Origin of the sequence: Caldovatus sediminis (assembly GCF_014644455.1) — a bacterium.
Classification (GTDB): domain Bacteria; phylum Pseudomonadota; class Alphaproteobacteria; order Acetobacterales; family Acetobacteraceae; genus Caldovatus; species Caldovatus sediminis.
Genome location: NZ_BMKS01000025.1, coordinates 1 through 17,195 on the forward strand (window position 1 = coordinate 1; position 17,195 = coordinate 17,195).

The following is a 17,195-nucleotide window of genomic DNA, read 5'->3' on the forward strand; positions in this document are numbered from 1 at the left end:
ATCAAGGGCTTGATGGCCACAGGACGGCGGTTTCCGCTACGGCTGTCCGATCCGCTGCCAGGGCCTGCTACGGGATCTGCTACGGGGGCTGCATCGGCCCACAGGGGGCGCCTCAGCCCGGCGCCTGCCGCAACCAGCGCACATAGCCCTCGGTGGTCTGCACCGTCGCGTGGCCGAGGTGGCGCGACACATCGAAGATCGGCATCCCGCGCTGCAGCGCGCGGATGCCCCAGGTGTGGCGCAGGTCGTGGCAGCGGAAGGGGCGGAAGGCGGCCGGGCCACACCGACGAAACCCGTCGCCCTCCGCCCCGGTCGCCCCGGACCGCAGCCCGCGAGTGACCAGCTCGCGGAAGTTCGAGGCGACATTCCGGAACCGGTCGGGGCCGTGCTTCCCGCCGGGATGCCAGAACACATAGGTCAGGCGCGGGTGCCGCGGAAGGGCACGCAGCATGGCGACGGTGCGCGGCGAGAGCCGGATCACCCGCGGGCTGCGGGTCTTGGTGCGCGCGAAGGTGACGGTGCCGCGCGCGAGGTCCACGTCCTGCCATTCGAGGCTCGCCCCCTCCTCCTGCCGGCAGCCGGTGCGGGCGAGGAAGCGGATCAGGGCGGCGAAGGCGGGGGGGCAGCGGCGCAGCAGCAGGGCGAGGTCGCGCAGCCGCACCGGGCGGATCGGCTCGCGCAGCTCCTTGATCTCCTCGAGCTCGGCGAGCGCCGGGTTCTCGCCCCGCACCCAGCCCGCGCGCTTGGCCGCGCGCCACACCAGGCTCACGGCCGTCAGGTCGCGCCGCACGGTCGCCGGCGTCACGCCGTCCTCCAACCGCTCGGCCACGTAGTCGTTGAGCACGGCCTGCGTGATCCCGGCGAGCGGGCGGCCCTTCAGGTGCGCCTCGACCTTGGCGAGCGAGGTGAGGTAGCGCTTCGCCGTGCTGTCCCGCTTGCCGGGGAGGTGGGTCTGCGACCAGCGCACCACCGCGTCCTCCCACAGCCGGATCTCCTCGGGCGGCGGGGGAGGGGGCGGGGTCAGGCCCGCGCGCTCGAGCTCGGCCTGGCGGCGGACCTCCTTGAGCCGCTTGCGAGCCTCGCGCTCATCAGCCGTTCGTAGGCTTCGCCAGACGTCGCGGCCGTTGATCTGGATGCGCGCGTACCAGACCCCGTTGCGGAGGAGCAGGTTGCGCGCGGTGGACGGCACGGTGGGGAACGCTTCGGGCCGGTGTTCGGGGAGCCGCTGGTCGGGCGGTTCAGGTATTCGTGCACGAGTCGCACGGTCGTTGTCCAGAGCTTGCCCACCCTGGCGGCCTTGAGCTCGCCGCGCTGGCACAGGCGCCGCACCGTGCGGGGCGAGACGCCGAGCAGCGCGGCGGCCTCCCGGATCTGGATGCGGCGGTCCATGCTCAGTCCTGTCCCGCCGGCGCGCCGATGGGATCGGCGGCGGTCATCGCGCGCCGGTGGCCGCCTGGGGCCGCTCGTTCAGCAGCAGACCCGATTTTCAGGGGGTCAAAACTCGGGTTCTCGGGTTCAGGCATCGGGGCCTCCGAGCCGCCACACGCGCACGCCGCACAGGCCGTTTTCCTCGCGATGCGCCGTCGCCACCTGCCTGGCGCCGAGCAGGCGGCTTGCGACGACGGCGATGCGGCTCCGCCAGCACGTCGGCTTCATCCCCTCCGGGCAGGGAAGGAAGGCCGACTGCCCGGGCCGCAGGGCGCGGAGCAGCGCCCGGATGCGGTCGTTCCGCTCCCGCGCCCTCACCCGGGCGGGCAGCGGCAGGTTGTCTTCAACCTTGAGATCAGAAGGGTCAGCATGGAATGTCATCGTTATCGTTACCTCCGTCGTTGCTGTCGATGGCGGTCTCGCCGCCGGTGCTGCTACCGCCGCTGCTGCTGCCGTTCCTGCTCGCCCAGCGCCGCACGGAATGGTGCAGGGGGTGGGCGGCGGCGCGTCAGGCATCGCCCCTTTCCACCGCCTCCGCGAGCACTTCCGTCCACGGCCGGCCGACGTTCTCCGGCCGCTGCATCAGCGCGTGCAGCGCGTCCGAAAGGCCGGGAGTGCGCAGGAAGGCGGAGATGGCGGCGGATGCGTCGATCCGAGCCCCGTCCATGCAAGGGCAATGCGTGTCGTCGCACGCCCCGCCGTCGTCATGGCCTAGCGGGTCTCCGACGCAGCCGCCGTAGTAATCGGCGCGCCGTTCGATGCAGGCTTTCGCCGCCGCCTCGCGCGCGGCGCGGATCGGGTCACTCATCGCGGGCCTCCGGCTCGAACGGGCTGGCGGCGAGCATGGCGGTAAAAACGCGCTTTGCTGTGGCCTTCGATGCCGGGTGCGGCCCTTCCATGCGGATGCTGGGCCACTGCGCCGCGTTGCCGCCCGAGAAAATCATGTCGTCGGTCGGCTCCATCGGCACCACCACCGCGCCATACGCCTCCAGCGCGGCGAGCGCGGCGCGGGCCGGGAACATGGCGCGCGCGTGCCGCAATGCCGCCTGGACGCTGGCCTCGTCCGTGTCCGGTCCGCGGTAGAGTTCCTGCTTGTCGGGCGGCAGATACACGTCCCGCACCACGTAGTGCGGCGGGTAGTGGAAGCCCTGGATGCGATTTGGCGGCGCTGGGTTCTCAGCGATTGCCCGCGCCATCGCCTCGATCAGTCCCTCTCGCGTCATGGCGCGTCTCCCACTTCGATCTCCCGCGCATGGCACGTCACCACGATCCCCGTCTCGGGGCGCGAGCCATCGGTCGGCCAGTCGCCGATGAGCGCGCGGAACTCGCGGCGATAGGCCCGTGCCCGGCGCCCATCCATCGGGCACGAGAGGCAGCGCGCACGGGTGCCATCCGGGTTGAGCGGCCGGTCCTGTGTCTGCTGCGGCGACCAGACGGCCACCCTGACATGCGGCTGGCCGAACAGCGTCTTGACCGTATCGCGGCCGGCCTTCCTGGCCTCGGCGACGAACCGGCGCTCCGCCTTGATCCGCGCGCCGCACGGGAACTCGGCGTAAATCGTCATCCCTCGATCTCCAGCGCGCGGATGGCGCGCGCGCAGTAGATGGCCTCATCGCGGACGGCCTCCTCGATCGGCGTCAGGTCGTCCTCCGCGGACGCATGGGCGCGGCGCAAGCACAACGCCGCAGCCCGGGTCCGCATCTCCTCCGCGCCCTCGCGCCGGGCGGCGGCCAGCGCGGCGGTCATCTCGTCCGGTGGCAGGCAGGGGCCGACGTAGCGCCAGCTGTCGCCGAGCAGCGCAGAGGACCACAGCAGGCGTCCAGTGCTCAGACGCCATGCCCGTCGATAGGCGTCCCACCACATCGGACAGAGGGCTAGATCGCCGGCTACAGAGCGCAGCCAGTGCCACCCCATCCGTTCTGGATTCTGCGGCCGTCCATCCCATTCAGCCATGCGCGCCTCCCAGCGCGGCGTCGCGCAGCGCCCAGTACCGGTGCCCGTTGTCAGGTGTGCAGCCGGCCGCCTCGATCAGCCGCTCGACCTCCTGCTCCAAGTCCTCGATCGTTGTCATGCTGAGACCTCCTTTGGCGTCGTCTGGAACAGGCCGGGCGGGATGCCGTCGTCTCCGGCGCCGTTCACCGGCTCGGCCTCGCCCAGCGCCGCACGGAATGCGGCCACCACGCCCTCGACCTGCGCGGCATAGCCGCGCTCGCACAGCCATTCGACCACCGCGCGGTTGGCGTCGCGGACCTGCCGGATCAGCACAGGCTTCATCGCTGGATCGAGCGACCTGTTCGTCTGGATCACCTCGATCCGGCGCAGCATCTCGGCCTCCCACGCATCGGGATCGCCCATCTCCCGACACCTGCCGTTCCGGTCGCACACGGGCCACTGCATGGCCTGCCACTCCGGCTGGCGCTGCTGCGCCTCGTGCTCCACCACAGGGCCGCGCGCGGGCGGGAGCGGCGCCAGATCCTTGCCCTCCATCTCCTCGGCGGTCGGCTGCGCGCCGACCAGTTCGGGGAAGGCCATGCGCAGGGCCTGCGCCTCCGCGCACTTCGCGAGTTGGCCGCGCGCACGCTTCGCCCACATGGCGTTCGGTTCGTCCGTGTCCTTCCCGGCGGTGGCGTAATTCTCAATCCACCACTCCTTCGCGGTGAATTCGCAGACGTGGCCGGCCACGACGCGTCTGATCGTGACCTTGCACCACTCCGGGACGCGGTATTCCCTGCCGCCCAGCTTGAGCGTCACGATCGGTCCGAACTCGGGCTCGCTCTTCCCGGCGTAGGCGCCGGAGCGGGCGGCCTGGATGCGGTAGAGGCCGATGCCGGGCATGATCGTGTCCCGCAGCCGCTTCTCGTTCCTGTCCCACATCGGGACGATGTGAACGGGCTTGAGCATCGGGTCGAGGCCAGCCGCCCGGCAGTAGCTGAGCGCCAGCCGGATGCTGTCGGGCGATGCGCCCGGGTACACGGACGATTGCAGAACAGAGATCAGCGCATCTTCGTCGCGCGGCGCGACGGGGGCGATCTGGTTCATCGTGTGGCTTCCCTGGTCTGGATGCGGAGGTGCGGAGCGGGGTTGTTCAGCATCGCGCCCGCCACCGGCTCGCCGGCCTTAAGGGCGCGCGCGATCTTGGCCTTGTCGGGCTCGCGCACGGTGCGCACAAAGCGGTCCGGGATCGCCGCCGGATCGGTGATCCGCACGCCGGGCTTCCCGGCGGCGACGGTGGCGAGGTGCTTCCCGGCGACGACGGCCGGCGCGCCCGTCTCCTCGATGGCGCGGCAGAGTGCGGCGCGCGCGGCCTGCACCGTCGCGCCCGCGGACGCGGCGACATCCTCGGCCGCGAGGATCAGGCGCAGCGTCGCGCGCATCGCCTCCTCGGGGTCGCGCGCCATCAGCGCGTCGGCGGCGGCGGCCTGCATGGCCCGCATCGCCGCGTCGGCGCCAGCGGCGCGCGCGGCGACGGCGCGCAGCGCCTCGAGCGCATCTTCGAGGCTGCTTATCGCCACGCCTCGATGAGCGGCAGATCCGCGAGCGTCGCCCCGCAGGCGTGCATGGCCGTCCAGCCGATCCAGAAGGCGAGGGCGGCGCCCAAGACGACCGCCACCACGTCGGAGAGCCGCCGCGTGCCGTTGCGTGGTGGCTGCGCATGGGGTGGGACGACGCGGAAGGCGAGGCGGCGGCGGTGGATGTGCATCACTCGCCCTCCGCATCTAGGTCGGCGAGCGCCAACGCGGCGCAGCCGATGAGCGCGAGCGCCGCCATGCCGAGCAGCAGCGCCGCCGGCCCGAACGCGGTGTGCAGCGCGATGAGCAGCGCCGCGGCGAGGATCGAGGCGGCGATGGCGGCGATCATCGGCCCGCCCCCGTATGGAGGCCGGCCGCGTGCATGGCCTCGAACAGGCCCATCCCGGCGGCGCGCAGGGCGGCAGCGCGCCGGTAGCGGGCGGCAAGGTCGCGCTCGGCCGCGGCCCAGTAGAGCGCGCGGGCCGCCCGCGCGCGGTCCCCGGCCGCGTGGCGCTCAGCCGCCCGCGCGATCCAGGCGCGGGCCTGCGCGAGCGCGGCGCGGCGGTCGGCGCCGAGCTGCGAGACATCGTGCGCGCGGTCATCGGCCGCCGCGGGGCGCGCCAGCGTGATCGTGCCGTCCATCACGGCCTCCACGCGCTGATCTCGACCTCGGCGTCGTGCAGCGGGTCATGCACGGGGGCCGGCGGGAAGCCCGGCAACGGCAGCGTGGCCGGCGGCGCCGGGACGGCGGTGGCGGTGTCGGGCATGGCTCAGCCCTCCGCGCAGTCGATCATCCGCGCCACCAGCCGGAGCGCGCTCTGCTGCTGCGCGAGGCGGGTGGGGGTCAGGGCGACCCAGGCGGCGGCCCAGGCGGCGTCCCAGGCGGCGGCCCTGGCGGCGTCCCTGGCGGCAACCCTGGCGGCGTCCCAGGCGGCGGCCCTGGCGGCCCAGGCGGCGGCCCCGGCGGCGGCCCAGGCGGCGTCCCCGGCGGCGACCCAGGCGGCAACCCTGGCGGCGTCCCAGGCGGCGGCCCTGGCGGCAGCCCTGGCGGCGTCCCAGGCGGCGGCCCTGGCGGCGGCCCTGGCGGCCCAGGCGGCGGCCCCGGCGGCGGCCCAGGCGGCGTCCCAGGCGGCGGCCGCGTCGCGCTGCGCCGCCTCGATCGCGCTGCGGATGGACGGCACCTGCGCAACGTCCGTGATCTCGGGCAGCCCGGCGAGCGCGTCGGCCTGCGCCGTCAGGCCGGCGGGCCGCAGCCACGCGGGCGTGTGCTCGCGCACCATCCAGTCGGCGGCCAGCAGCGCGCGGCGGCGCTCGACCGCGGGCGTGGCGCGCGTGCCGACCAGGCGGGGGATCAGCGGGCGCAGCAGCGCGTCCCGCTCATCATCCGGCAGGCCGTCGTTCCAGGCGCGCAGGAACGCGGCGATGACCGGGCAGCAGCAGTCCGGGCTGTCCGACCAGGGCTCGCCGGCGACGTAGCTGAGCGCTTCCATGACGCAGGCGCCCGCGTCCGGGCCGGGGTGCGCGCCGGCCTTCAGCGGGCCGAGCGCGTCGAGCTTGGTGAGATCGAGCGTGGGCGCGGCGGCGGCGGCGGCGGTATCGGGCATGGCCTCCTCCCTCGCTGGGGTGGAGGCCAGCATGGCCTATTTGGCCAAGCCACTCAAGCCGGAAAGTCTGGCCACAATGGCCAAGGGCCGATCACGATTTTGTGATCGGCGTTACACCCCGCGATCAGACGCCAAGCAACTCCTCCAGTTCCATCACGCGCCAAATCTGCGCGACGCGGCTGGTAGGAATCTCAATTTCGATCTCCGGGTTGTATTGCGAGAGCACCAGCTTCTCGGCCGTGCGCCGTTCCAGCCGCTTCAGCAGCGCCGGCATCGAGCCGTCCTCACCGTCCTGAAGCACTACTACCACATGGTCACCGACCGCAGCCGGCCGACGCGGGTTGACGAACACGAGCTGACCCGCCCGCCGCCACGGAACCATCGAGTCGCCCTCCACATAGAGGGCGAAAGCGTCGCGGGCCTTCGCAATGCCCGGCGGGCGCCTAACGTAATCAACCGCCTCACCACGCTGCAGCAAGAACGTTCCCTCCGGCCCGCCCCGCGCCGTGCCGTAAACGGGCACATCGCGGGGCATGTCTTCTCGCTCGGGCAAGGGCGGAACGTCGTTTGCGAGCGTGGCCGTGGGCAGGTTCGCCCAGTCCGGAACGAGGCTGGGCGCCGGAACATCTAGGGCCTTGCTCAATCGGCTCAACCATTCCGCCGTCAGGCGCCGTTTGCCCCTCTCGAGCTTCCACACCGTAGTGTGATCCGCGCCGACACGTTCGGCTAGGTCGTTGAGCGAGAGCCCGCGAGCCTCGCGAACCTCCTTGATCCTGTTGCGGGGGGCTGTCATGGCGGCCGGAAACTGGCCAATTCCCGGACCTTCGTCTCTGGCCAAGGCGGCTAAGCTTGGCCGACCCTCATGTTGGCCATAATGGCTTGACATGCTCTGGCCATCATGGCCAGATTGGCGACCATGACTCTGCGCGAGTTCCGCCAGCTTCACGGACTGTCCCTCGCCGAAATGGCTGAGCGCCTAGGCGTGCATAGCGCGCGCACGGTCCAGCGGTATGAGGCCGGCGAGCGCATTCCCGAGCCCGACGTGATGCGCCGCATCGTCATGGCGACCGGCGGTGCGGTGACGCCCAATGCCTTCTACCAGACGCCGACGCCGGCCGCCGCGCCGCAGCCGCAGCACGCGGCGGCGAACGATCCGGCGGAGGCGGCGTGATGGCGGAGCATCGCCCCGGCGCCGGGGCGGACGACCCGCCGCTGCTGCCGCTCGCGCCGAGGCCAGCGCCCGCGAAGCCGGCATCCACCGTGACGCTGCGCGTGGATGCCGCCGCCATGACGCCTGACCTCCGGGCGCTGCGCGCCAAGGCCGCTTCGCTGCGCGCGGCGGACAGGGTGGCAGCCCCGCCCGCCGATCTGCGCCTCGATCCTGTCCAGGCCCTCCATCCGGTTTCCAACCGTCCCGCTCTCCACGGGACGGAGGAGACCACGGATGCGTGCCAAGGGCTTGGCACAGTGTGCCAAGGGCGTGGCCATGAGTGCCACGGCTGAGCTGACCATCGCCGAGCTGCGCGGCATCGTCGCCCGCGCCGTCGAGCCCCACCGGGACCGGGGGCTCAAGCACGCATGGCACATGGCCGCGCGCCAGCTCGGCATCACCGCGCGCCGGGTGCGCGCCTACCTCGCCGGCGAGGTCCGCAGCGTCACTGCCTGGGAGGCGGAGCAGCTCCGCGCCCGCGAGGCCGAGATTCTGGCGCAGGAGGAGCAGCGCACGCTCGCGAGGTTGGCCGCCGTGCGCGCCCGCCTCGCTGCCATCCGGGGGGACGATGATCCGACGATTGGGGGCGGCGCTCGCTCGGGCGCTGAAGGAATTCCATGCGTGGCGCGCTGAGCGTCACGCCGAACTCGCCGAGCGGTGGACCCACCGCTGGCGTCGGTTGAGGGGGCGCGCATGAGCGCCGCGCCACGCCCAGTCCCGCCCGCCGGGCCCACACCCGCGGGCGGCACGATCGAATGCGCCGCCCGCGAGGCGGCCACCGAGGCTGGCAATCCCGCCAGCAGCGCGGGAGGCTGCGTGTCCTCCCGCGCGGTCGCTCTCTCCTCCATCGGCGAAACTCCCCCGGCGCCGGATCGCCCGGCGCCGGGGCCTCTTTCGCCCCTGACGAGGGAGCGCATCCGACGTATGATCGAGCTCATCCGCGCGGCCGCGCTCGCCGGCCGCCCCTGCCCCTCCAACGCCGACCTCGCCGCCGATCTCGGCTGCGAGCGCAACGTCGCGCAGATATTGGTCCGGCACGCGCGCGCGCTCGGCCTCATCGCCCTCCGCAGCGACGGGCCGCGTCGCGTCATCGCCGCGCCCGACGACTCCTGGGTCACCGCGGCGGCGGAGCATCCGAAGACGCGGCGGGGGGCGGCAGGACGGATGCGCGCCTGCCTGCGCTGCCGCGCATCCTTCCACAGCGAGGGCCCGCACCATCGCCTGTGCGATCCGTGCCGGCGCCGCGCGGAGGACGACGGCGAGTTCCGCGTCATCGGAGCGAGGGTGCGCGCATGACCGGCGTCGCCTCCGGCGCCGAGCCGGCCTCGCTCGCGGACCCGCGCGAGTGGCTGCCGCACGCCACGCCGCCGAAGCGCGGCCATCCAGAGCGCGACGTGCAGCGCAGCGTGATCCGGTTCCTGCGCCTCGCGCTGCCGCCCGGCAGCATCGTCGCCGCGATCAACACGGAGCGCCGCGGCATGGGCCGCACGGCCGAGCAGCGGGCGCGGTTCGGCGCGGCGCTCAAGGCCAGCGGCATGCTGCCGGGTTTCTTCGATGCCGTGGCGCTGCTGCCGAGCGGGCGCGCGGTCTGGTTCGAGTTCAAGGCCCCCAAGGGCCGCCTGTCGCCGACGCAGCGCGACATGCACGACCGCACCCGCGCGCTCGGCCACACCGTCATCGTGTGCGACTCCATCGAGACCGCCGAGGCCGCGCTCCTGGCCGCCGGCGTGCCAACGCGGAGGACGAGCCGATGCCCGACGCCATGAGCGCCATCGCCATGCTCGACCGCTGGCGCGTCTCCGAGCTCGAACAGGCGCGCCTCTGCCGCGCACTCGCCGCCGGCGGCCGGCACGGCGACGCCGCCTATGCCGCCGAGCATGAGGACCGCGCCCGCATCCTCGCCGCCCTCAGCGCCTTCGCCGCCGCGCTGGATCCGGGCGACCGCCCTCACGTCGTCTCGCATCTGCGCCAGACCGCCGCCGGTCACCGCGAGCGCGCCGCCGAATACGCGGACGTCGCGACCATCGCGGAGCAGTTCGACCGCCGCGCCGAGCGGCTCAGCCGCGTCGCCGACGCCTTCGAGGCGCTGGCGCGGGAGATCGGCCGATGAGCCGCCCGCCGCTGCGCGTCATCGAGGGCGGCGGCGCGCGCCCCGATCAGCACGCCCTCATCGTCGCGCCGCCTCCGCCGCCGCGCTGGCGCATCTCCTGCGCCCTCGCCCTCGCCATGCCCGCCGCGGCGCTGCTGCTCGCCGCCCTTACCATCGGCGCCATCGCCGGCGCCCTGTTCCTCCTCGCCGGCCGCATCAGCCGATGACCGACACGCTCCGCATCCTCGAATCCATCGCCGCGCAGATCCCGGAGGAGGAACGGGTCGCGCGCGCGATCCTGCGCACCGCCGTGGCCATGCTCGCCGGCGTGCTTGAGCCGGAGCAGGGCGGGCGGCGCCCGGGCCAGCGGCGTTGGACGCCCGAGCAGCGCGCGGCGCAGGCCGAGCGCATGCGCGGCCTCTCGGCATTGGCGCGGGCGCAGCAGACCGCGCCGGCCCCTCCGGCTGAGACTCCGCGCGGGCGGCGTCGCTGGTCCCCCGAGCAGCGCGAGGCCGCGCGCCAGCGCATGCGGGCGCTGAATGCGGCGCGAGCGGCCAGGCCCGTCGCGCCCGCCGACAGCGAGCGCGCGGTCGAGGAGGAGGCGCGCGAGATGGCGCGCGCCGGCAAATCCGCGCGCGAGATCGCCGCGGCGCTCGCCATCCCGCTCGGGCGCGCCTCCGAGCTCGTCCTGGTCTCCCGCGCGGAGCCGCGCTGATGCTCGACCCCGCCGCCCCTGCCGCCCGCCGCGCCGAGCGCGACCGCTACAGCGAGATGCGCGAGGAGCTCCGCCAGTTCCTCGCCGCGTGGGAGCGATGGCGCGCCCTCGCCGATCCCGCCGACGTCGAGCGCGAGATGCAGCGCCTCGGCGAGTGCCTGCTCTACGGACGAATGCCGTGACGCTCGAGCAGATCGTCCCCGTGCCCTACCAGATCCAGCGCCGCGCCTGGGAGTGCGCCTGGGACATCTGCTGCACGTCCGACCAGCGCGCCAACCGCGACGCGCTCCTGCTCGCCATCCGAGCCTATAACGGCCCGGTCGAGCGCATCACCTGGGCGCAGGCCGGCGCGCTGCTCCGCCTCCATCGCGAGCTCTGGCCGAGGCGCGTGGCATGACCCTCCCCACCGACCTCGAACGCCTCGCCCGCCTCGGCTGGCACCTCGTCCCGCAGGCCAGGCGATCCCGCGCCGGCCTCTGGAAGGGCTATCGCCTCGACGCCTCGCACGACCTCGCCACTCTGGCCCGCTGGCACCGCGACCACCCCGGCGCGAACTGGGCCGTCGCCACCGGCCCCGGCTCCGGCGTCTGGGCGCTCGACGTGGACGTGCCCTCGCCGGACCACGCCGCGGACGGCATCGCCGCCCTCCGCGCGCTGGTCGAGCGCCACGGCCCGATCCCGCCCCGCCCCATGCTCCGCTCCGGCGGCGGCGGCCTCGCCCTGTTCTTCGCCTGGACAGCCCACGCCCCCGCGCGCAGCCGCACCGGATGGCCCGAGCCGGGCCTCGACGTGCGCGGCCCGCGCGTCGTCACCACCGTGCCGCCATCGCGCCATCGCCGCACCGGCCGACCCTACCGCTGGATCGTCGCCCCGTGGGAACTCCCGCCGCCCCCGGCGCCCGACTGGCTCCTCCGCGCCTGCGCGCCCCCGCCGCCTCCGCCAGCCCCGGCCGCGCCGATCATCGCCACCACCGACCGCGCCCTCCGTCGCCTCGACCGCGCCGTCTGCCGCGTGCTCGACGCCCCGGCAGGCACCCGCAACGCCACCCTCAACCGCGAGGCGTTCGTGGTCGGCCGCTGGCTCGGCGCCGGCCTGCTCGGCGAGACCGAGGCCGCCTCCGCCCTCTACGCCGCCGCCCGCCGCGCCGGCCTCGACGACGCCGAGGCGCGCGCGACCATCCGATCCGGCCTCCGCGCCGGCGCGTCCAGCCCCCTTGAGGCGCGCGCATGAACCACCAGCGGCCCCTTGGCGACAGGATCGACGCGGCCGTGGACGACGCCCCATCCTCCGGCGCGGCCGGCACCCCGCGCCTGCTGCTGGCGCTCGCCCGCGACGACCAGCGGCGCGTGCTCCCGACCCTCGCCAACGCGCTGCTGATCCTCGCGCTCGACCCGATCCTCGAGGGCATGCTCGGCTACGACGAATTCGCCGGCCAGCACCTCCTCCTCCGCCCGCCTCCGCCAGCACATGAGGGCGATCCGCCGGCCGCAGGGCCCTATCCGCGGACCTGGCAGGCGGAGGACGTGGCCCTGGTCCAAGCCCACCTCCAGCGCGTCTGGGCGCACCGATTCGGCCGCGAGACCACCGAGCAGGCCATGCTGGCCGAGGCCGCCCGCCGCCGATACCACCCGGTCCGCGACTGGCTCGCCTCCCTCCGATGGGACGGCACGCCGCGCCTCGACGACTGGCTCCGCCGCGCATTCGGCGCGCCAGACGACGACTACCACCGCGCGGCCGGCGCCAAGTTCCTGGTCGCCGCCGTCCGCCGCGTCCGCCACCCCGGCTGCAAGTTCGACGCCCTCCTCGTCCTCGAGGGCGCCCAGGGCATCGGCAAGTCCAGCGCCTGCCGCGCCCTGTTCGGGGCCCATTGGTTCTCCGATGCGGTGCCGGCCGACCTCGGCAGCAAGGACGCCGCCATGGCCCTCTGCGGCGTCTGGGGGCTCGAGTTCGCCGAGATCGAGCACCTGATCCGGGCTGAGGTCGAGACCATCAAGTCGTTCCTCTCCCGCCAGGTGGACCGCTACCGGCCGCCCTACGGCAAGAGCTACGTCGAACGCCCTCGGCAGTGCGTGTTCGTCGGCACGACCAACGCCACCGACTATCTGCGGGACAGCTCCGGCAACCGCCGCATCTGGCCCGTCGCCTGCCGTCACGCCGACGCCGCCTGGGTCGCCGACCACCGCGAGCAGCTCTGGGCCGAGGCCGCCGCCCGCGAGGCCGCCGGGGAGACCATCTGGCTCGACGACGACGACACCCGCATGGCGGCCTCGCGCCAGCAGCAGGCCAGGATGGCCGAGGACATCTGGGCCGAGCGCATCCGCGCGAAGCTCGCCGAGGGCGTCCCGCCCAACAGCCGGGCCCTGCTCGACGCCATCGGCGTGCCCGCCGAGCGGCAGGGCAAGCGCGAGGAGATGCGCATCGCCTCCATCCTCCGCGCCGAGGGATATGTGCGGGCATACCGATGGCGGGATGGGCGGGCGATCCGGATCTGGATCCGGGAGCCCGAGCCGCCATGACGCGCTCGCGGCCACGCCATGGACAGAGGTGGTGAGGAAATGCCGGCCGAGGTGGTGAGAATGCCGGGCCGAGGTGGTGAGGAATTGGGGGGTGGTGAGGATTTTCGCCATCCTCACCACCTCAGGGCGGTGCGGAGGCGTGAGGTGGTGAGGCGCGAAACCGGCCTATCACCTAGCCTCTCACCACCTATACCACCTCACCTCTATAGGAAAAGAGTAGAGAGAAAGGGGGTGTGGGGGGGGTTAGAGGGAAGGAGTGGTGGTGGTGGTGGTGAACCATCACCCCGCGGCGCCTGCCGTGGCCGATGGCGCCGTTCCTCCACGGGCCATCGCTGAGGCTGCACGATGAGCCACAAGCGCCGCCAGGGCATGGAGACCGCCGCCGCCGATCTCGGCGCAGACGGCCCCGCCATGTCCAGCCGGCCCCGCATCCGCGTCCAGGTCGCCACAGGCGAGCGTGGCATCGGCCGTGAGCGCGCCGAGGCCGTCCGCTACCTCGACGCCCACCTCGTCGACCGCATGCACCGGGCGGCCCAGATCACGGACCGCCAGTACGCCGCCGCGCTGGCGCTGCTCAGGCTGTACGTGGCCGCCGGCGTCCAGCCATCCATGAGCCCGCCCTACGCCGATGCCCCGGGGCGGCAGATCCCACCGCCGGCCTCACAGGCGGAGGACGCTGACCAGCCCACCCCGTGGGACCGCTGGCATCGCACTCTCCGCCAGCTCAGCGCCGCCCACCAGGCCGTCCTCATCGCCCTCATGGAGGGCACCCACCCCGGCGTCCGCTACCTCGCGACCGCGCAGGCGGCGCTCGACGCCATGGCCGACGCCATGCGGATCCCCCGCGACTACGCATGGCGCGATCCGGAGTGGGAGGGGCCAGCGGAATAACCAGGCAGCACCTGTCGATCGCCCCTTGCAATGGGGGCGGTGGAGAGGTATTGAAATCCCCGCGGGAGTGTGTCTGGCGCCCGGGCCGCGAGGCTCCGGGTGTTTTTCATTGGGGGCCGCCGCCCCGCCGCCCCACCTCCCCGCCGTCCGGCCCGGGCGGAGGGGGGTCGGAGGACGCCGCCTCGGCCGCCCGCCATGCCCGCCAGCCGCCGAGCAGGTCACGCCGGGGGACGGCCATCGCGTGCAGCCCTTGTCGTTGCGGTGGGGACACACCGGGGACAAACACTCCGTCCCTGCGCCGGGGGGGCGTCGTCCGGGTGCGCGCCCAGTCGAGCGCGTCTTGCCAGCGATACAGCGCCCGGCCGCAAAACAGGCTGTAGGGCGGACCGCCGCCGCGCGTCGCCTTGGTGGCGAGGGTCTTGGTCGCCACCGGATAGCCGGCCGCAGTCAGCGCCGCGGCCGTTTGCTCGCGCGTCAGCAGCGCGTCGGGATTGTCGGGAATGGCCGCCATGGATTGAGAGCCTCCATCACTTGCGCGCCGTGGCGCGCGGTTGCGATGGCCCCTGGTTTAATGCAGCCGACGCCCCCGAAAAACTGCCCTGAAATCCCCGTCCTGCATTCTATTTTGGGGGCGATTTTGGGGGCGATTTTGGGGGCGCCTGCACCGGGTTATTCGGGCGCCGTTTTGTCGTCGCAATCCTCCCATCGCAGTGCGTCGCGCACCGCGTCGCGGCGCAACAGCGGGTCCTTCCGCGCCGGCGGCAAATGCGGTGGGCAAAGGCGCGGCATATCGCTAGGCAATAATCATGCCAAAGGTGGCATCTCCTCCGCTCCCGGAGGTGGCGACCGCCGGGCAGCTGGCGCGCGCCGTTGGCGTCTCGGAGCGCGTGATCAGCGGCCGCAAGGCGGACGGGCGGCTGCCGGCACACCCGGATGGCGGCATTGCGCTGAGGCCGATCCTGCGGGCGGGCATTGAGGCGCTGGCGGCCCGGCAGCGCGGCGCCTCTCCCGACGATCTGGACCTGAATGCCGAGCGCGCGCGGCTCGCGAAGGAGCAGGCCGACGCGCAGGAGATGAAGAACGCGGTCACCCGCGGCGAGCTGGTCCCGCGGCAGGACGTGGTCGCCGGCATGCAGGTGGCGTTCGCCCACGCCCGTGCCCGTCTGCTGAGCCTGCCGGCGAAGGCGGCCCCTCTGCTGCTGGGGGAGACGAGCCCGGCGGTGGTTCGCGACAAGTTGACGGACCTGGTGCATGAGTGCTGCGGCGAGCTCGCCGCTACCCGCGCTGTACCTGCCGCTCCCGACCGGCCCGCTGATGGCGGAGGCGGTGACGGAGGCGTTGGCGGTCTGGGCGCCGCCTCCGCGGCTGACGGTGAGCGAATGGGCGGACCGTTTCCGCGTGCTCAGCGCAGAGGCCAGCGCCGAGCCCGGGCGGTGGCGGACTGACCGCGCGGAGTACCAGCGCGGCATCATGGATGCGGTCTCCGACCCCGACGTCGAGACCGTGGTGGTGATGAAGTCCGCCCAGATCGGGTGGACGGAGATACTGAACAACGTCGTGGGGTACCACATCCACCAGGACCCCGCGCCGCTCCTGGTCGTGCAGCCCACGGTGGAGATGGGCGAAAGCTGGTCGAAGGATCGCCTGGCTCCGATGCTCCGCGATTCGCCCGCGCTGCGCGGCAGGGTCGCGGACCCACGCTCGCGCGATGGCGCCAACACGCTGCTGCACAAGATGTTCCCCGGGGGGCATCTGACGATCGCGGGGGCGAACAGTCCGGCGTCGCTGGCCTCGCGGCCGATCCGCGTGGTGCTGTTCGACGAGGTGGATCGCTACCCGGCGAGTGCCGGCACCGAGGGCGATCCGATCACGCTGGGCCGGAAGCGCACGGCGACCTTCTGGAACCGGAAGGTCCTCATGGGCAGCACGCCGACCATCGCCGGCGTGTCGCGCATCGAGGCCGCGTGGGAGCAGAGCGACCGGCGCCGCTACTGGGTGCCGTGCCCGCACTGCGGCGAGCGGCAAACGCTGCGCTGGGCGCAGGTGCAGTGGGCGGACGGGCGTCCGGAGACGGCGCGCTACCACTGCGCGCACTGCGGTGCGGGCTGGTCGGACGCGGAGCGTTGGGCGGCGGTCCGCCGGGGCGAATGGCGCGCCGAGGCGCCGTTCGCCGGCACGGCCGGGTTCCACATTTCGGAGCTCTGCTCGCCCTGGCGCCGGCTGGCGGAGACCGTGGCGGACTTCCTCGCGGCCAAGGACCGGCCGGAGACGTTCAAGGCCTGGGTCAACACGGCCCTGGGCGAGACGTGGCAGGAGCGTGGCGAGGCGCCGGACTGGGCGCGTCTGCTCGAGCGCCGCGAGGCTGGCATGGAGCGCGGCGTCGTGCCGGCGGGGGTGTCCGTGCTGACGGCCGGCGTGGACGTGCAGGGCGACCGCATCGAGGTCGCGGTATGGGGATGGGGGCCTGGGTTCGAGAGCTGGCTCGTCGAGACTGATGTGTTCCCCGGTTCGCCGGCATCGTCCGAGCCGTGGGACGCGCTGGCCGCGATGCTGGCGCGAGACTGGGAATGCGCCGGCGGCGAGACGATGCGCATCGCCAAGGTGGGCGTAGACACGGGTGGCACCGCGACGTCGGCGGTGTATGCGCATCTGCGGCGGTCGCGCGATCCACGCATCATGCCACTGAAGGGCGTCGAGGGGTGGGCGCGCGCGCAGCCGGTGTCGGGCCCGACCCATGTGGACGTGACCGAGGGCGGACGGAAGCTGCGGCGGGGGCTCAGGCTGTGGACGGTCGCGGTGTCGGTCTACAAGGCGGACCTCTACCGCCGCCTGTGGTTGTCGCGCGGCGAGGACGGATCGATACCGCGCGGGTGGGTCCATCTGCCGGAGTGGATGGAGCCCGAGTTGGTCCGGCAGCTCGTGGCCGAGCAGCTCGTGACCGTGAAGGACCGGCGCGGCTTCGCGCGGCAGGAATGGCGCAAGCTGCGGGACAGGAACGAACAGCTCGACATGGCGGTCTATGCCCGCGCGGCCCTGGCGCTGCTCGGGGCGGATCGTGGCGGGGATGCGTTCTGGCGGCGTCTCGCGGAGCGCGAGGAAGCGCAGCGGCCCGTGCCGCCGGAGGCGGTCGCGCCTGCGACGGCGGTATCGCCGCCTCCGGCGGCGGCGCCGGTCGACGGGATCGTGTTCCGCCCGCGCGGCGGCGCTGTCGCCGCCTGGTAGGGGGCTGATCG

General features: G+C 73.5%; 30 protein-coding genes and 1 pseudogene. 14 read left to right on the top strand and 17 right to left on the bottom strand.

Features of this window, described 5'->3' with window-relative positions; translation table 11 throughout:
- Window positions 1-112: 112 nt before the first annotated feature.
- The 16 genes and pseudogenes from IEX99_RS21360 to IEX99_RS21425 all read right to left on the bottom strand — a co-directional run bounded on the left by IEX99_RS21360 (window position 113) and on the right by IEX99_RS21425 (window position 7,427).
- Window positions 113-1,189, bottom strand: coding sequence for a site-specific integrase (locus tag IEX99_RS21360; protein ID WP_229678202.1), 1,077 nt, complete (start codon window positions 1,187-1,189; stop codon window positions 113-115).
- A 56-nt stretch (window positions 1,190-1,245) separates the two neighbouring features.
- A pseudogene (locus tag IEX99_RS22865) lies at window positions 1,246-1,389 on the bottom strand (helix-turn-helix domain-containing protein); the annotation flags it as partial.
- 126 nt (window positions 1,390-1,515) lie between these two features.
- Window positions 1,516-1,809, bottom strand: coding sequence for a hypothetical protein (locus IEX99_RS21370; protein ID WP_188904108.1), 294 nt, complete (start codon window positions 1,807-1,809; stop codon window positions 1,516-1,518).
- Between the two features lie 127 nt (window positions 1,810-1,936).
- Entirely contained in the window at window positions 1,937-2,236 is a 300-nt protein-coding gene (locus IEX99_RS21375) for a hypothetical protein (RefSeq protein ID WP_188904110.1), read from the bottom strand.
- Window positions 2,229-2,651, bottom strand: a complete 423-nt coding sequence (locus IEX99_RS21380) for a hypothetical protein (protein WP_188904112.1) — start codon at window positions 2,649-2,651, stop codon at window positions 2,229-2,231. Before IEX99_RS21380 ends, IEX99_RS21375 begins: the two co-directional genes overlap by 8 nt.
- Window positions 2,648-2,992, bottom strand: a complete 345-nt coding sequence (locus tag IEX99_RS21385) for a hypothetical protein (RefSeq protein WP_188904114.1) — start codon at window positions 2,990-2,992, stop codon at window positions 2,648-2,650. Before IEX99_RS21385 ends, IEX99_RS21380 begins: the two co-directional genes overlap by 4 nt.
- Entirely contained in the window at window positions 2,989-3,381 is a 393-nt protein-coding gene (locus IEX99_RS21390) for a hypothetical protein (protein ID WP_188904116.1), read from the bottom strand. Before IEX99_RS21390 ends, IEX99_RS21385 begins: the two co-directional genes overlap by 4 nt.
- The gene (locus tag IEX99_RS22725; protein WP_268237530.1) at window positions 3,374-3,499 is read right to left on the bottom strand and encodes a hypothetical protein; all 126 of its coding nucleotides are present in this window, start codon (window positions 3,497-3,499) and stop codon (window positions 3,374-3,376) included. Before IEX99_RS22725 ends, IEX99_RS21390 begins: the two co-directional genes overlap by 8 nt.
- The gene (bet, locus tag IEX99_RS21395) at window positions 3,496-4,467 is read right to left on the bottom strand and encodes a phage recombination protein Bet (RefSeq protein WP_188904118.1); all 972 of its coding nucleotides are present in this window, start codon (window positions 4,465-4,467) and stop codon (window positions 3,496-3,498) included. Before bet ends, IEX99_RS22725 begins: the two co-directional genes overlap by 4 nt.
- Window positions 4,464-4,940, bottom strand: a complete 477-nt coding sequence (locus IEX99_RS21400) for a siphovirus Gp157 family protein (protein ID WP_188904120.1) — start codon at window positions 4,938-4,940, stop codon at window positions 4,464-4,466. Before IEX99_RS21400 ends, bet begins: the two co-directional genes overlap by 4 nt.
- A complete protein-coding gene (locus IEX99_RS21405; RefSeq protein ID WP_188904122.1) occupies window positions 4,931-5,128 on the bottom strand; it encodes a hypothetical protein in 198 nt (65 codons plus the stop codon). The genes IEX99_RS21400 and IEX99_RS21405 overlap by 10 nt, the downstream gene beginning before the upstream one ends.
- Window positions 5,128-5,286: a hypothetical protein gene (locus IEX99_RS21410; protein ID WP_188904124.1), complete on the bottom strand. Its 159-nt coding sequence runs from the start codon at window positions 5,284-5,286 to the stop codon at window positions 5,128-5,130. Before IEX99_RS21410 ends, IEX99_RS21405 begins: the two co-directional genes overlap by 1 nt.
- Window positions 5,283-5,579, bottom strand: coding sequence for a hypothetical protein (locus tag IEX99_RS21415; RefSeq protein WP_188904127.1), 297 nt, complete (start codon window positions 5,577-5,579; stop codon window positions 5,283-5,285). The genes IEX99_RS21410 and IEX99_RS21415 overlap by 4 nt, the downstream gene beginning before the upstream one ends.
- Entirely contained in the window at window positions 5,579-5,704 is a 126-nt protein-coding gene (locus IEX99_RS22730) for a hypothetical protein (RefSeq protein WP_268237531.1), read from the bottom strand. The genes IEX99_RS21415 and IEX99_RS22730 overlap by 1 nt, the downstream gene beginning before the upstream one ends.
- Window positions 5,705-5,707: 3 nt before the next feature.
- Window positions 5,708-6,541: a hypothetical protein gene (locus IEX99_RS22615; protein WP_229678203.1), complete on the bottom strand. Its 834-nt coding sequence runs from the start codon at window positions 6,539-6,541 to the stop codon at window positions 5,708-5,710.
- Between the two features lie 124 nt (window positions 6,542-6,665).
- Window positions 6,666-7,427 carry an XRE family transcriptional regulator gene (locus tag IEX99_RS21425; RefSeq protein ID WP_308421514.1) on the bottom strand — a complete coding sequence of 254 codons (762 nt, stop codon included), beginning with the start codon at window positions 7,425-7,427 and terminating at the stop codon, window positions 6,666-6,668.
- A 30-nt stretch (window positions 7,428-7,457) separates the two neighbouring features.
- Here IEX99_RS21425 and IEX99_RS21430 point away from each other — a divergent pair, with 30 nt between their 5' ends.
- The 12 genes from IEX99_RS21430 to IEX99_RS21485 all read left to right on the top strand — a co-directional run bounded on the left by IEX99_RS21430 (window position 7,458) and on the right by IEX99_RS21485 (window position 13,962).
- Window positions 7,458-7,712, top strand: a complete 255-nt coding sequence (locus tag IEX99_RS21430) for a helix-turn-helix domain-containing protein (protein WP_229678209.1) — start codon at window positions 7,458-7,460, stop codon at window positions 7,710-7,712.
- Between the two features lie 273 nt (window positions 7,713-7,985).
- Window positions 7,986-8,384: a hypothetical protein gene (locus IEX99_RS21435; RefSeq protein ID WP_188904134.1), complete on the top strand. Its 399-nt coding sequence runs from the start codon at window positions 7,986-7,988 to the stop codon at window positions 8,382-8,384.
- 291 nt (window positions 8,385-8,675) lie between these two features.
- Window positions 8,676-9,047 (top strand): hypothetical protein, encoded by a 372-nt coding sequence (locus IEX99_RS21440; protein ID WP_188904136.1) that lies wholly within the window; start codon window positions 8,676-8,678, stop codon window positions 9,045-9,047.
- Window positions 9,044-9,517 (top strand): VRR-NUC domain-containing protein, encoded by a 474-nt coding sequence (locus IEX99_RS21445; RefSeq protein WP_188904139.1) that lies wholly within the window; start codon window positions 9,044-9,046, stop codon window positions 9,515-9,517. Before IEX99_RS21440 ends, IEX99_RS21445 begins: the two co-directional genes overlap by 4 nt.
- On the top strand, window positions 9,502-9,861 hold the full coding sequence (locus tag IEX99_RS21450; protein WP_188904141.1) for a hypothetical protein: 360 nt from the start codon (window positions 9,502-9,504) through the stop codon (window positions 9,859-9,861). The genes IEX99_RS21445 and IEX99_RS21450 overlap by 16 nt, the downstream gene beginning before the upstream one ends.
- A complete protein-coding gene (locus IEX99_RS21455) occupies window positions 9,858-10,067 on the top strand; it encodes a hypothetical protein (RefSeq protein WP_188904143.1) in 210 nt (69 codons plus the stop codon). The genes IEX99_RS21450 and IEX99_RS21455 overlap by 4 nt, the downstream gene beginning before the upstream one ends.
- On the top strand, window positions 10,064-10,555 hold the full coding sequence (locus IEX99_RS21460; protein WP_188904145.1) for a hypothetical protein: 492 nt from the start codon (window positions 10,064-10,066) through the stop codon (window positions 10,553-10,555). The genes IEX99_RS21455 and IEX99_RS21460 overlap by 4 nt, the downstream gene beginning before the upstream one ends.
- Window positions 10,555-10,737 (top strand): hypothetical protein, encoded by a 183-nt coding sequence (locus IEX99_RS21465; protein ID WP_188904147.1) that lies wholly within the window; start codon window positions 10,555-10,557, stop codon window positions 10,735-10,737. The genes IEX99_RS21460 and IEX99_RS21465 overlap by 1 nt, the downstream gene beginning before the upstream one ends.
- The gene (locus IEX99_RS21470) at window positions 10,734-10,952 is read left to right on the top strand and encodes a hypothetical protein (protein WP_188904148.1); all 219 of its coding nucleotides are present in this window, start codon (window positions 10,734-10,736) and stop codon (window positions 10,950-10,952) included. The genes IEX99_RS21465 and IEX99_RS21470 overlap by 4 nt, the downstream gene beginning before the upstream one ends.
- Complete coding sequence (locus tag IEX99_RS21475) at window positions 10,949-11,785, top strand: bifunctional DNA primase/polymerase (RefSeq protein WP_188904150.1); 837 nt, start codon at window positions 10,949-10,951, stop codon at window positions 11,783-11,785. The genes IEX99_RS21470 and IEX99_RS21475 overlap by 4 nt, the downstream gene beginning before the upstream one ends.
- Before the next feature lie 38 nt (window positions 11,786-11,823).
- Entirely contained in the window at window positions 11,824-13,071 is a 1,248-nt protein-coding gene (locus IEX99_RS21480; RefSeq protein ID WP_188904152.1) for a virulence-associated E family protein, read from the top strand.
- Between the two features lie 345 nt (window positions 13,072-13,416).
- The gene (locus tag IEX99_RS21485) at window positions 13,417-13,962 is read left to right on the top strand and encodes a hypothetical protein (protein ID WP_188904154.1); all 546 of its coding nucleotides are present in this window, start codon (window positions 13,417-13,419) and stop codon (window positions 13,960-13,962) included.
- A 106-nt stretch (window positions 13,963-14,068) separates the two neighbouring features.
- Here IEX99_RS21485 and IEX99_RS21490 read toward each other — a convergent pair whose 3' ends face one another.
- Window positions 14,069-14,473 (bottom strand): hypothetical protein, encoded by a 405-nt coding sequence (locus IEX99_RS21490; RefSeq protein WP_188904156.1) that lies wholly within the window; start codon window positions 14,471-14,473, stop codon window positions 14,069-14,071.
- A gap of 376 nt (window positions 14,474-14,849) precedes the next feature.
- Here IEX99_RS21490 and IEX99_RS22620 point away from each other — a divergent pair, with 376 nt between their 5' ends.
- Complete coding sequence (locus IEX99_RS22620) at window positions 14,850-15,407, top strand: hypothetical protein (RefSeq protein ID WP_229678205.1); 558 nt, start codon at window positions 14,850-14,852, stop codon at window positions 15,405-15,407.
- Window positions 15,361-17,184 carry a phage terminase large subunit family protein gene (locus IEX99_RS21495; RefSeq protein WP_229678206.1) on the top strand — a complete coding sequence of 608 codons (1,824 nt, stop codon included), beginning with the start codon at window positions 15,361-15,363 and terminating at the stop codon, window positions 17,182-17,184. Before IEX99_RS22620 ends, IEX99_RS21495 begins: the two co-directional genes overlap by 47 nt.
- The last annotated feature ends 11 nt before the right edge of the window (window positions 17,185-17,195 follow it).

Bases quoted from the DNA above. Each gene is read 5' to 3' on its own strand.
- IEX99_RS21450 (WP_188904141.1), top strand. From the start codon at position 9,502: ATGCCCGACGCCATGAGCGCCATCGCCATGCTCGACCGCTGGCGCGTC.
- IEX99_RS21425 (WP_308421514.1), bottom strand. From the start codon at position 7,427: ATGTCAAGCCATTATGGCCAACATGAGGGTCGGCCAAGCTTAGCCGCC.
- IEX99_RS21370 (WP_188904108.1), bottom strand. From the start codon at position 1,809: ATGACATTCCATGCTGACCCTTCTGATCTCAAGGTTGAAGACAACCTG.
- IEX99_RS21445 (WP_188904139.1), top strand. From the start codon at position 9,044: ATGACCGGCGTCGCCTCCGGCGCCGAGCCGGCCTCGCTCGCGGACCCG.
- IEX99_RS21430 (WP_229678209.1), top strand. From the start codon at position 7,458: ATGACTCTGCGCGAGTTCCGCCAGCTTCACGGACTGTCCCTCGCCGAA.
- IEX99_RS21475 (WP_188904150.1), top strand. From the start codon at position 10,949: ATGACCCTCCCCACCGACCTCGAACGCCTCGCCCGCCTCGGCTGGCAC.
- IEX99_RS22730 (WP_268237531.1), bottom strand. From the start codon at position 5,704: ATGCCCGACACCGCCACCGCCGTCCCGGCGCCGCCGGCCACGCTGCCG.
- IEX99_RS21380 (WP_188904112.1), bottom strand. From the start codon at position 2,651: ATGACGCGAGAGGGACTGATCGAGGCGATGGCGCGGGCAATCGCTGAG.
- IEX99_RS21460 (WP_188904145.1), top strand. From the start codon at position 10,064: ATGACCGACACGCTCCGCATCCTCGAATCCATCGCCGCGCAGATCCCG.
- IEX99_RS21390 (WP_188904116.1), bottom strand. From the start codon at position 3,381: ATGGCTGAATGGGATGGACGGCCGCAGAATCCAGAACGGATGGGGTGG.
- IEX99_RS21455 (WP_188904143.1), top strand. From the start codon at position 9,858: ATGAGCCGCCCGCCGCTGCGCGTCATCGAGGGCGGCGGCGCGCGCCCC.
- IEX99_RS21490 (WP_188904156.1), bottom strand. From the start codon at position 14,473: ATGGCGGCCATTCCCGACAATCCCGACGCGCTGCTGACGCGCGAGCAA.
- IEX99_RS21435 (WP_188904134.1), top strand. From the start codon at position 7,986: ATGCGTGCCAAGGGCTTGGCACAGTGTGCCAAGGGCGTGGCCATGAGT.
- IEX99_RS21440 (WP_188904136.1), top strand. From the start codon at position 8,676: ATGATCGAGCTCATCCGCGCGGCCGCGCTCGCCGGCCGCCCCTGCCCC.
- IEX99_RS21375 (WP_188904110.1), bottom strand. From the start codon at position 2,236: ATGAGTGACCCGATCCGCGCCGCGCGCGAGGCGGCGGCGAAAGCCTGC.
- IEX99_RS22725 (WP_268237530.1), bottom strand. From the start codon at position 3,499: ATGACAACGATCGAGGACTTGGAGCAGGAGGTCGAGCGGCTGATCGAG.
- IEX99_RS21410 (WP_188904124.1), bottom strand. From the start codon at position 5,286: ATGATCGCCGCCATCGCCGCCTCGATCCTCGCCGCGGCGCTGCTCATC.
- IEX99_RS22615 (WP_229678203.1), bottom strand. From the start codon at position 6,541: ATGCCCGATACCGCCGCCGCCGCCGCCGCGCCCACGCTCGATCTCACC.
- IEX99_RS21385 (WP_188904114.1), bottom strand. From the start codon at position 2,992: ATGACGATTTACGCCGAGTTCCCGTGCGGCGCGCGGATCAAGGCGGAG.
- IEX99_RS21405 (WP_188904122.1), bottom strand. From the start codon at position 5,128: ATGCACATCCACCGCCGCCGCCTCGCCTTCCGCGTCGTCCCACCCCAT.
- IEX99_RS21415 (WP_188904127.1), bottom strand. From the start codon at position 5,579: ATGGACGGCACGATCACGCTGGCGCGCCCCGCGGCGGCCGATGACCGC.
- IEX99_RS21465 (WP_188904147.1), top strand. From the start codon at position 10,555: ATGCTCGACCCCGCCGCCCCTGCCGCCCGCCGCGCCGAGCGCGACCGC.
- IEX99_RS21485 (WP_188904154.1), top strand. From the start codon at position 13,417: ATGAGCCACAAGCGCCGCCAGGGCATGGAGACCGCCGCCGCCGATCTC.
- bet (WP_188904118.1), bottom strand. From the start codon at position 4,467: ATGAACCAGATCGCCCCCGTCGCGCCGCGCGACGAAGATGCGCTGATC.